The sequence below is a fragment of the Ensifer sp. ENS10 genome, assembly GCF_014852025.1.
Classification (GTDB): Bacteria; Pseudomonadota; Alphaproteobacteria; order Rhizobiales; family Rhizobiaceae; genus Ensifer.
The window spans coordinates 205,376-216,015 of sequence record NZ_JACVAS010000013.1 but is presented as its reverse complement, the minus strand read 5'-3'; the positions used below and the strand labels follow the sequence as shown (position 1 = coordinate 216,015).

Genomic DNA, 10,640 nt, shown 5'->3' with positions numbered 1-10,640 from the left:
ATGCAAAACAACGACCCAGGGGAGCATCAACTGGCCGGCTTCAGATCGGAATGGTGGCCGGAATGAAATCGGAATAGGTGGCCGGCTTCGTTTCGGAATCAGCGGCCGACTTCACCGGAATACGCATACGGGTTGACAACGGGCCTGAATACGTCAGCGGCAAGCTTATGGAATGGGCCGAGAAACGGGGCATCGCCTTGAGCCACATCCAGCCGGGAAAGCCGCAGCAGAATGCTTATGTCGAACGCTATAACCGGACCGTCCGACATGAATGGCTCGACCAGCACATCATCGAAAGCATTGAGGAGGCACAGGAATTTGCCACGCAGTGGCTATGGACCTACAACAACGAACGTCCCAATATGGGCATCGGCGGTATCACGCCCGCACAGAAACTGAAAATGGCCGCGTGAATTCTACCGCGGAGCCCCGTTGAAAACGGGGGGATTACCCTATGTCCGGCAATCCGCCGAGGGTCGGCATAAGGAAGCTCTACCTTATGGAGCAGGTCCCATCGAAAGTGCGAGAGTTCGAGAGATTAATTGGAAGGCTCAGAGCCGATTAACGGCTCCTTATCGCATGTTGGCTGCACGGGTGTCAGTACCGGAACAATACTCCCCATTAGTGCCGTTTGAATCTTCCTGAACTGCACCCCCTTTCGACCGGACAGTCGGCATAAGCAGAAAGGCTCAAGCACGGGCTTGAGGACAGGCTTATGTCTAACGAGTATCGACATGTTGAATTGCTGACGGGTGATATCCGCCGCAGGCGGTGGACAACCGAGCAGAAGCTGACAATCATTGAGCAGAGTTTCGAACCAGGCGAGACGGTATCTTCGACCGCTCGCCGCCATGGCGTTGTGAACTGCACCCCCTTTCGACCGGACAGTCGGCATAAGCAGAAAGGCTCAAGCACGGGCTTGAGGACAGGCTTATGTCTAACGAGTATCGACATGTTGAATTGCTGACGGGTGATATCCGCCGCAGGCGGTGGACAACCGAGCAGAAGCTGACAATCATTGAGCAGAGTTTCGAACCAGGCGAGACGGTATCTTCGACCGCTCGCCGCCATGGCGTTGCGCCCAATCTGCTTTACCGGTGGCGCAGGCTCTTGAGTGAGGGAGGTGCTGCCGCCGTGGATTCAGACGAGCCGGTTGTCGGCAATTCGGAAGTGAAGAAGCTTGAAGACCGCGTCCGCGAGCTGGAGCGCATGCTGGGCCGCAAGACGATGGAGGTCGAGATACTCCGCGAAGCCCTTTCTGCGGGTTTCGGTAATTCGCGGACAGGGTTTCCATTAAATCCCGGACAGCGATTTCACTAAATCCGGGACAGCATTTCCGCTAATTCCCGGACAGCGATTCCGGTAAATCCCGGACAGTCTTTCGGCGATTAAAACATCGACTTTCGCACGCGCCGTTTTGCCATTCTGGACCCCGATTTGAGAGGGGTGCGGGGAATGGCGAGACGGAAGCAGGCGAGACTTATTGACGTGAAGGACATTCGATCGATATTGCGACTGACGCACGAACAGGGGCTTTCGGTTCGTGCGATATCGGAACGGCTGAAGATCAGCAAAACGACCATTTCGACCTACCTGCTGCGGGCGCGTGAGGCCGGGCTGACGGGCTGGCCGTTGCCGCCTGGGCTTGACGAGGACGCTGTGTTGCAGCGTCGCCTGTTCCATCGTCGCGGCCGCCCGCCCCAGGACATGCACGCGCCAGACTGGGGCCAGATCGCCAGTGAACTAAAGCGAAAGGGCGTGACGCTGACGCTGTTGTGGCAGGAATATCGCGAGCGGCACCCCAACGGTTATGGATACACATGGTTCTGTGAGCGTTTCGCCGCTTTCGAACAACGCGCCAGCGCCACTTTCCGCAATCGCCACACCGCCGGCGCGGCGATGCAGACCGACTATGCTGGCCACACCGTCCCCGTCATTGATCCGGCGACGGGCGAGATCCGGCCGGCGCAGATCTTCGTCGCGGTTCTGCCGGCCTCCTTGTACACCTTCGCCTATGCGAGCTTCACTCAACGGCTGCCAGACTGGATCGAGGGTCAGCAACGGGCGTTGAGCTTCTTCGGTGGCGTAACCAAGGCGATCGTCTGCGACAACCTCAAGGCCGGCGTCGCCAAGCCCTTGTGGTTCGAGCCGACCATCAACGCCACTTTTGCAGCATTCGCCGAACATTACGACACAACGGTCCTGCCGACCCGCCCAAAACGGCCGAAGGACAAAGCCAAGGTCGAAGGCAGCGTTCTGATCGTTGAGCGCTGGATCCTGGCGCGACTGAGGAATGAGCGCTTCTTCAGCCTCGTTGATCTCAACGTGCGGATCAGCCAGCTCCTCGACGATCTCAATAACCGGCCGATGCGGCGTGTTGGCAAATCCCGACATCAACTCTTCGAGGCGATCGAACGCGAAGCGCTCGCCCCCTTGCCAGCAACGCCATTCGAATATTCCGAATGGAAATCGGCAAAGGTTCATCCCGACTATCATGTCGAGGTCGATAAGGCCTTCTACTCCGTGCCGCACCGCCTGATCGGCCGCCAGGTCGATGTCCGGCTTACAAGCCGGATTGTCGAGGTCTTCCATGATCACCAACGTGTCGCCAGTCACCGCCGGACGTCGCAGCGGGCTGGTCACGTCACCGTCAACGAACACATGCCCAAGACGCATCAGCACTATGCCAACACCACCCCGGCGAGCCTGATCAAGCAGGCCGCAAAGATTGGCCGCAACGCTGCGATCCTGATCGAACGGCTGATGCGCGACAGGCCCCATCCCCAGCAGGGATACCGCGCCGCTCAAGGCGTTCTATCACTCGCGCGCCGGTACGGACCTGAGCGTCTTGAAGCCGCGTGCGATCGGGCGCTGACGATCAATGCGACCAGCTATTCCTCCGTCAGCACCATCCTCAAATCCGGCCTCGATCAAGCTCCACCAGCCGCCGAGCCGGTCAAGCCTGCCCCGCCGCATGGCAACATCCGCGGCAGTTCCTATTACCAGTGAAGAAAGGAAGACACTTGAATGCTCACACATCCAACCCTCGACCAGATGCACGCACTCGGTCTATCCGGCATGGCAGCAGCTTATCGTGAACTGGCCAATCAGCCCGAGGGCAGCGATCTCAACCGCGACGAATGGCTGGGTCTGATGCTCGACCGGGAGATGGCTGTGCGCGGTGACAAGCGCCTGACCAACCGGCTTGCAATCGCCAAACTGCGCTTCCCCGACGCTTGCATCGAGAACATCGACTTCGCCGCCCATCGCGGCCTTGACCGCAGACAGCTTCTCTCCCTGGCACAAGGTGAATGGCTCAAAGCCCATGAGCACTTGATCCTGACCGGACAAACGGGAACCGGCAAAACCTGGCTTGCCTGTGCCATCGGACGGCAGGCGGCCCGCCTCGATTATTCCGTTCTCTATGTCCGGATGCCTCGTCTCTTCGAGGATTTGGCCCTGGCGCGCCTCGACGGTCGGTTCCCTCGATTGGTCGACAAGCTCGCACGTGTTCAACTGCTCATCTTGGATGACTGGGGAACCCATGCGCTCAGCGATCAGCAGCGGCTGGATCTCCTGGAAATCTTCGAAGAGCGCTACCGCAGGAAATCAACACTGATCACCGCCCAACTCCCCGTGGCGCAGTGGCACGAGATGATCGGGGAACCAACTATCGCTGACGCCATCCTCGATCGCATCGTTCACAACTCTCACCGAATTGCGCTCGAAGGCGATAGCATGAGGAAGCAAAAGCAATCCTCGCTCTTGACCGAAATGCGAAACGCCGAAATCAATAACAAATGACATCAACCAGGCGAACGAAAGTCGATCCCGCAAGACTGTCCGCGATTTAGTGAAACGACTGTCCGGGATTTACCGGAATCGCTGTCCCGTTAATCCGAAATCCGCAGCCCTTTCGAAAGCAGACTCAAAAAAACGGATATCGCGGCCGATCTTGTTGCCGAAGGACGGTTCCCGATGAAAGCCGTCGCAGACACGCTGGGGGTGTCCCGTTCCAACCTCGTGGAGCGGTTGAAAGGCAGATCAAAGCCGCGCGGGCCCTATCGGAAGGCCGAGGATGCAGAGCTTCTGCCCGCCATTCGCAGGTTGGTGGATCAGAGGCCAACCTATGGCTATCGGCGGATCGCCGCGCTCCTCAATCGCGAAAGGCGAGCCGCCGATAAGCCTGTCGTCAACGCCAAGCGGGTTCACCGCATCATGGGCAACCACGCCATGTTGCTGGAGAAGCATACGGCCGTTCGCAAGGGCCGCATCCATGACGGCAAGGTCATGGTCATGCGCTCCAATCTGCGCTGGTGCTCCGACGGTCTGGAGTTCACCTGCTGGAACGGCGAGGTCCTCCGTCTCGCCTTCATCATCGACGCTTTCGACCGCGAGATCATCGCATGGACGGCTGTTGCCAATGCAGGCATCTCCGGCTCGGACGTGCGCGACATGATGCTGGAGGCAGTCGAGAAGCGGTTCGCAGCAACCCGAGCCCCGCATGCTATCGAGCATCTCTCGGACAATGGCTCGGCTTATACGGCAAGAGAGACCAGGCTGTTTGCCCAGGCGCTCAATCTGACACCCTGCTTCACCCCCGTCGCCAGCCCCCAGTCGAACGGCATGTCCGAGGCATTCGTGAAAACTCTGAAACGGGATTACATCCGCATCTCGGCACTACCGGACGCCGCAACGGCGCTCCGACTTATCGACGGATGGATCGAGGACTACAACGAAATCCATCCCCATTCCGCCCTCAAGATGGCTTCCCCTCGGCAGTTCATCAGGGCTAAATCAAACTAGCCGATCTGTCCGCTGAAACGGGGAGCACTCCACTTCCCCAGTTTGCGCGCCGTAGCCGGTCTTCCGAAAGCACTAATAATCGCCAGCGGAGCATCCGACACCTTGAGAGAGCGCGCGCCGAATTAGTTTGCGCACGCTGCCCATTCTTCTAGCTGTTGCAAGAAAGAGACGGCCGTCAGTTCCTCAGTTGTCTAGAAAGGCAACTGAGGAAGACTCAAAACTTATCACTGGATGACAGTTCAGCTGGCTAAAGCACGGTAAACTTGTAGTAGCTCTCTCCCGTATTCATCGATCGTTCGGATTTGGCTTTGCTCTGTTGGAGGACGCATGAACCTCTCGGGGTTGGCGTCGATCACTCGCAGGACGCGGGCCAAATCGACGGGATCCCGCACGTTAACTACAAAGCCATTCTTCTCCTCGAGAACGCATTCTCCCATGCTGCCCTGGTTGCCGGCTATCAGCCACAATCCGGACAAGAGCGCTTCGCGTGAGACGAGCCCGAAACTTTCCGGCCATATGGACGGCGCAACCAAGACATCCATTGAACCATATAATTCGCCGACTTTCTCCGCGGGAAGTTTGCCGGTAACTGTCACTGGCGTCGTGCCCCACAGCGTTCTGGTCTCGTTTCCAGCACCTCTAGCGAGGTCCAGAATAGTCAACGACAGGTTTTCAAACTTATTCTGCTTAAGAGCTGCTTCAATCAGGAAGGCCCCTTTATGGAACTCCAGTCCACCAACATGCCCCAGGCGCACCCGCCCGGTTTCGTTCCGCTTGCGCACAACCGACGGAGCTCGCACGCCGTTCTCTAGAACAACTGTATCGATCCCGATACTGCGAAAAAGGGCAGCAAACGACGCCGATACGGCATATACCTTTCGGGCTCCGCTCAGCGCATTGCGGAGGCGAACACCCCGTTCAACGCTTCTCGCGTACCCCACCCTCGGCAACATATCCTGTTCGGAGGGCGCCTTCGCCACCGACACAACACTACCGCTCTCGTCGGTCATAAATGCGTAATCTGATATCCACCAAGCGTCATGAAGCGTTACGATATAGGGGATGGCCCGAAGCGCGCACGCATCTGCAATGGCAATAGTTAGCCGCTGTAGGCAGTGGATATGGACAAATTCTGGCTTCACCTGGTCGAGGACCCAGTTTGCATAGGCATCGACCTCGGCGTTGTAGGTTCGCCAGTCCATATCGAGTTCTTGTGGGGTCGCGATCGTAAAGACAGGCACACCGCGATAGTTATCCATGCGGCTGGCGCCGTTGTTGGCATTCTGATCATCGGCGGCGATCACATAAACGCTGAATTCTTCTTGGGCATTTTTCAGCAAGTAATCGATGCTGTCAGCCACGACGCGAGTGGCACCGCCGGTGATCTGCAGCGGCGAAAAGACATTCGCAATCAAGACTCTCTTCTTCGCATTGGACGCATGAGAGAGAGATGACCTTGCGGCGGAGCCTGTCTCTGGAATGATCCGACCAGTCGTGATGGACACCCGTCGGACACCGGATGTTGGGACCACGACTGCAAACTCCAAATCGTGGCTGGTTCTGACCTCAACCCGCCCTGGCAATGACGCATCGCAGTTTGTCGAAAAGGGGATCCCCAGCCGTGATGCCCAGTGTGAGGGGCGAGCGAAGCTGGTTACATTGCACGCGGCGTCGATTACGAAATCCGCGGAAGCGATTGCGCATGCCTTTTGGGTGTGGCTGGTGTTCCAAGGAAGGAGCCTCAGGCGCGTTCCGAAGGAGCGTAGCATCTGTGAGAGATCGCTACTGTCACCGCCGATCACGAACGAAATGGATGGTTGCTCCGCCAGCATCTTATGAACAAACTCGATCACCTTGGCTCTGGAGAGGGGAGCCGTCTCGCTCCTTGCGGCAAGGACTTTGGCGAAGAGGCCGCGGCGCCTATCGTTTACGGCGCTCGTTTTCGGAGGTAGCTCGACATAAATTAGCGAGCCCAATGTGCTGCTCGAACGATCGAACATCTCGCCAGGGTTCAGTTGGGGCAAAGGGGCAAGTTCGATGTAGCGGTTCTCCGCAAAGGTCGTTGCTGGGATCAGCGGGTCGGCAGAGATGACGTCAACGCATATCTTGGACAGAAGGAGGTTAAGGATACTTGCACCTTGCGAGTGGCGTTCGGGCAATCGAGGCAAACGCAAATCCTGCAGCGGATGCTGAGGGTCGCGACCCGTGTCGAAGCTCCTCAGTTCGCCAACCCAGAACGAAGTCGCAATCCCGAAGGCAGCACAAAGTAGGGCCGCTTCGACTGCTTCTGCGGAGCAGTCGAGATCATGGAAGATCACATGGCGTGTACCAGGCAAATCTTCAAGGAAAACAGAGATTTCACCAGCCTCATAAAGAATGACATCAGACACGGGTTGCCTCATCCAGTGGCGCCGTATCCGCTCAAAATCGACAGTCGCCGAAATGATACGTATCGGACCGCCAGGATTCATCAACGGCAGAGGCGAAATGAGGAGTTTGCGATATTCGTCGGCATAATCCGCCAAGAACCGGCATGCATGTAGATAGGCTACGTCGAGGGCCTTCGTCCCGTCCTGAAACGGTTGGATGCAGGTTGAGAACCAGATCTTGAACACATCCCTACGAGCGGTCAACCATGGCTCCTTGTGCTGCCAAGGCACCTCGCCGTCAGTCAGGAACTGAAGGGCCGTTTCGAACGCGCCGAAGTTCTTGGCTGCATTTGCACCGTTGATGTAGCTCCAGTTGTCAGGCACTGGGGAACTGACGCCCGAGCGGTAGCAATGGGCTGCGGCCTGCATCTCACCCCGACGGAAGAAATAGATATCGCCGAGTTTGTGCCACAGACTCCCAACATTGCCCTCGTTGCACTCGATGCCCTTCCGGAGCGCTGCGATCGCGGTCTCCTGATCACCCCGCTGATGGAGCGCTCTATCTGCAACCACTTCCCAAAGGAATCCGGCACCAGCACCCCTCAGGTAGCGCGCCGGATCTCGCGGCGTCCAGGACGACAGGAAGCGATCTAGTACTTTAACCCGAGAGGCGGTTCGGAATTTTTTGTCCTGACGTGCCCTGAACGTTTCCCATTCGAAGGATGCCGGGAATTCCCATGTTCCAATCAACGCTTCGATATGTGCTCTTTCAGATGAGAAGAACCCGACAAAAGAACCGTCACGCAGCCAATGCCGATATGCATCCCTGTCGGACTTGCCTTTCGCCTGTTCGTAGTGAGCTCTATAAAAATCGGCATCGAAGAATCGATTGCGGGAAATGGGCGCCTGGCGGTCTATGCCTTCCTCAAGAAACCGCACAAGAGCTTCTGCCCGAGAATTCAGAGGTCCGCACCAAGCATGATTGAGGGCATGAAACTCGGCCACATTCAGGGATTCGATCCATGCGCCGTATCCGAGGCCGAAGCGCCGAAGCAGTATAGTAAGAATGGAGACCCCGAGCTTGGCGGCGGCTTGCTCCTGATGGGATAAGGAAAGTTTTCCTCCTATGACCATTTTGATCAGTTCATCATCAAGGGAGGATGACGGTAGGAGATAAGGCCTGCCCTCTCGTCTCCCATGGCGCAGGAAATGCTCTTCGGCTCGCCAACGCACGGGGTATTGCGGGGCGAGATCCCTGTTGAGCCACAGGTAGCTTCCATAGTCAAAATCCGCTGGCAAGCCATCGTCTTGACCGCCGAGCACCTTGTAGAGATGTGCTTCAGATCTGAACCGCTTTTCCTTCCGGCCGTGACGCTTGTAATGGTGATATAACTCATCATCCTTGTGGAATGCTACAAGCAGATCCGGATAGAAGTGGCGGTAGAAATAGGGGTCGAATCCTTTCGGAAGCGCCGATTCGCTGGGTTTTGCTTTGTAAGTTGAGTGCTCTTCGGCGGTATCTGGTATCAGCAAATCCCCAGAGACTTCCTGTGAACGAGCGAAGTCCGATGCAACCAAGGACCCTCCGATCCAATAATCATCGTCCGCGGCGCGTGATATAATCTCATTCCTCGGCAGATCCGGTTCGATTAGTACAATAGAGCGTACTTTTCCCGTCACAGCGTCTGCTTCATATACATCGAGCATCATCTGTTCGACGGTTGAATGGTCCGGCTGCTCCATTCTTTTAATGAAAGGTTCAGTCAATGAGTTCCAATATTCAACCGCTGCCATCCAGATGAGAACGATGTCATCAATGGAGGATTGAGTATGGTGCAAAAGCCGAACACTGGGGTGGTCTTTATTTGCGTTATACTGATGATTTATGCAAGGCAGCATCTTGCCGTCTCGCAGCATATACCCGTCAAGCGGGCCGAGCGTTGGATGTTTGAAAAAGACCTCGAGCCAAGCAAAGCTCTTCTTAAGATCTTCGGGAAGACTTTCGTTGTCTAGGATCGATTTACTCTGGAAATGGACGTAAGGTAACGCTTGAACGGCGTTCTTGGAATGATTTTCGTTGGTCGAAACACAAAAGAAATGGATTCGGGGTAGAGCATCAATATCATTGAGTTCGGTCATCTGCAGGAAGAAGGTGTTCAGATCGCGGACAACTGTCCCCGAGTATCCCACGTCGCAGATGGCAACGTTCTTCTTTCCAAGAAGGCCGCAATCGCGCAAATATTCCAGCAGTCTCTGCCTTTTCTCCAAGACGGCACATTTAATTTCATCGAGAAGGCCATCCTTCTCGTACGCTTCCAGAACAACAAATGTATCCGTGTTTGAACGAAAAATTTTATCAGCGAGTGATGTCGGAATCTTGACTATGCCCATCGTGGCAGACAACTGCTGAAGTGTTGCCGACCCGTTATGCAGCCAAAATGCGTGCCCCAAAACCTGTAGGAACCAGTCCTTCTGGAAATCAACATTCAGCCAGCAGGACGTTGAACGGCTCAGGTAGAGTTCTTCGGGTTTGGGCAGCTCAAAGAACTTGTCGATGATCGGGTTTTGCCATTTCTCCCAGATATCTCTGATGATGAGCCCGTCTCTGCTTAGAAAGTAAATAGCATCTAGTTTTTCGTTATGGGCTGCCAAAGAGACCCGAGCTATGAAGAGCTTCACGATATCAACAACTTCGGTGAAAATATCGGGGCGTGCGCCATATTCTGGTCGCGACATCATCAACGACGCATGTTGCTGGATATGAATAGTCGAAAGCCCTAGTTCGGCAGGCATTTTGACGTCCGAAATAGGGTTGTCCCCGATATGGGTAATTTCGGCCGAACTGAATCCGGTTGTTTCGACGAAATGGAGGAACAGATTTCCTGTTTGCTTGGTCTTGTTGATAGATGCTGACACAAGGACTTCTTCAAAGAACTCGAGTAGTCCGAGATTCATTAGGATTTTGTTGATCTGTCCCGATGAGAAATACATATCAGAGATAGCGAAGATCCGCTTCCCAGCGCTCTTGGCTCCCGCCAGAAGCTCCATCGCTCCGTCAACCGCCTCAAGGTTCTGGAGATCAACCTCGAACTCGAAATCCGCGATCTGTCGAGCCAACGTCGCTCTACGTTCGCCGGCAATGCCGAGAGAAGACAGAACGTGAGACCAGACCATTTCGAGGCTAGGTTCTTCAAGAGCACTGACAGGTCCGGTCTTGAGTATATTGCTGATGTGATATCTGGTCAGCGTTAATTCTCCTGGAGACATCCGCCCCAGTTGCCCGACGACACTGAGCGCATATGCGCTCGAAAGGTCATGGACCTCGTTCACGTTTAGGCGGCGGCGAAAAATCAGCGTATCGAAAATGTCGAATGTGATAATGCTTGTCTTCACGCTGCTGATATTGATTTCGCGAAGCGAACATACACTCTTAAATTTCATTGTATCCTCAGTCGATTTAAGCAG

The 10,640-nt window shown here is 55.6% G+C and carries 4 protein-coding genes and 3 pseudogenes; 6 read left to right on the top strand and 1 reads right to left on the bottom strand.

Annotated elements, in window-relative coordinates; translation table 11 throughout:
* Nucleotides 1-125 precede the first annotated feature (125 nt).
* From IB265_RS32050 to IB265_RS32025, 6 genes and pseudogenes are all read left to right on the top strand, one after another.
* A pseudogene (locus IB265_RS32050) lies at nt 126-413 on the top strand (transposase); the annotation flags it as partial.
* A 302-nt stretch (nt 414-715) separates the two neighbouring features.
* Complete coding sequence (locus tag IB265_RS37865; RefSeq protein ID WP_375293101.1) at nt 716-967, top strand: transposase; 252 nt, start codon at nt 716-718, stop codon at nt 965-967.
* Nucleotides 934-1,257 (top strand): annotated as a pseudogene (locus tag IB265_RS32040) (transposase); the annotation flags it as partial. The gene IB265_RS37865 and the pseudogene IB265_RS32040, both read left to right, overlap by 34 nt.
* 198 nt (nt 1,258-1,455) lie before the next feature.
* Nucleotides 1,456-3,009 carry an IS21 family transposase gene (istA, locus tag IB265_RS32035; RefSeq protein ID WP_014330257.1) on the top strand — a complete coding sequence of 518 codons (1,554 nt, stop codon included), beginning with the start codon at nt 1,456-1,458 and terminating at the stop codon, nt 3,007-3,009.
* Between the two features lie 18 nt (nt 3,010-3,027).
* Nucleotides 3,028-3,804, top strand: coding sequence for an IS21-like element helper ATPase IstB (gene istB / locus IB265_RS32030; protein WP_014330258.1), 777 nt, complete (start codon nt 3,028-3,030; stop codon nt 3,802-3,804).
* 114 nt (nt 3,805-3,918) lie between these two features.
* Nucleotides 3,919-4,806 (top strand): annotated as a pseudogene (locus IB265_RS32025) (IS3 family transposase); the annotation flags it as partial.
* Nucleotides 4,807-5,045: 239 nt separating this feature from the next.
* Here IB265_RS32025 and IB265_RS32020 read toward each other — a convergent pair.
* The gene (locus tag IB265_RS32020; RefSeq protein ID WP_192495765.1) at nt 5,046-10,616 is read right to left on the bottom strand and encodes a glycosyltransferase; all 5,571 of its coding nucleotides are present in this window, start codon (nt 10,614-10,616) and stop codon (nt 5,046-5,048) included.
* Between the last annotated feature and the right edge of the window lie 24 nt (nt 10,617-10,640).

Excerpts from the sequence above, each read along its gene's own strand:
- IB265_RS32020 (WP_192495765.1), bottom strand. The coding sequence starts at position 10,616 with ATGAAATTTAAGAGTGTATGTTCGCTTCGCGAAATCAATATCAGCAGC.
- istA (WP_014330257.1), top strand. The coding sequence starts at position 1,456 with ATGGCGAGACGGAAGCAGGCGAGACTTATTGACGTGAAGGACATTCGA.
- IB265_RS37865 (WP_375293101.1), top strand. The coding sequence starts at position 716 with ATGTCTAACGAGTATCGACATGTTGAATTGCTGACGGGTGATATCCGC.
- istB (WP_014330258.1), top strand. The coding sequence starts at position 3,028 with ATGCTCACACATCCAACCCTCGACCAGATGCACGCACTCGGTCTATCC.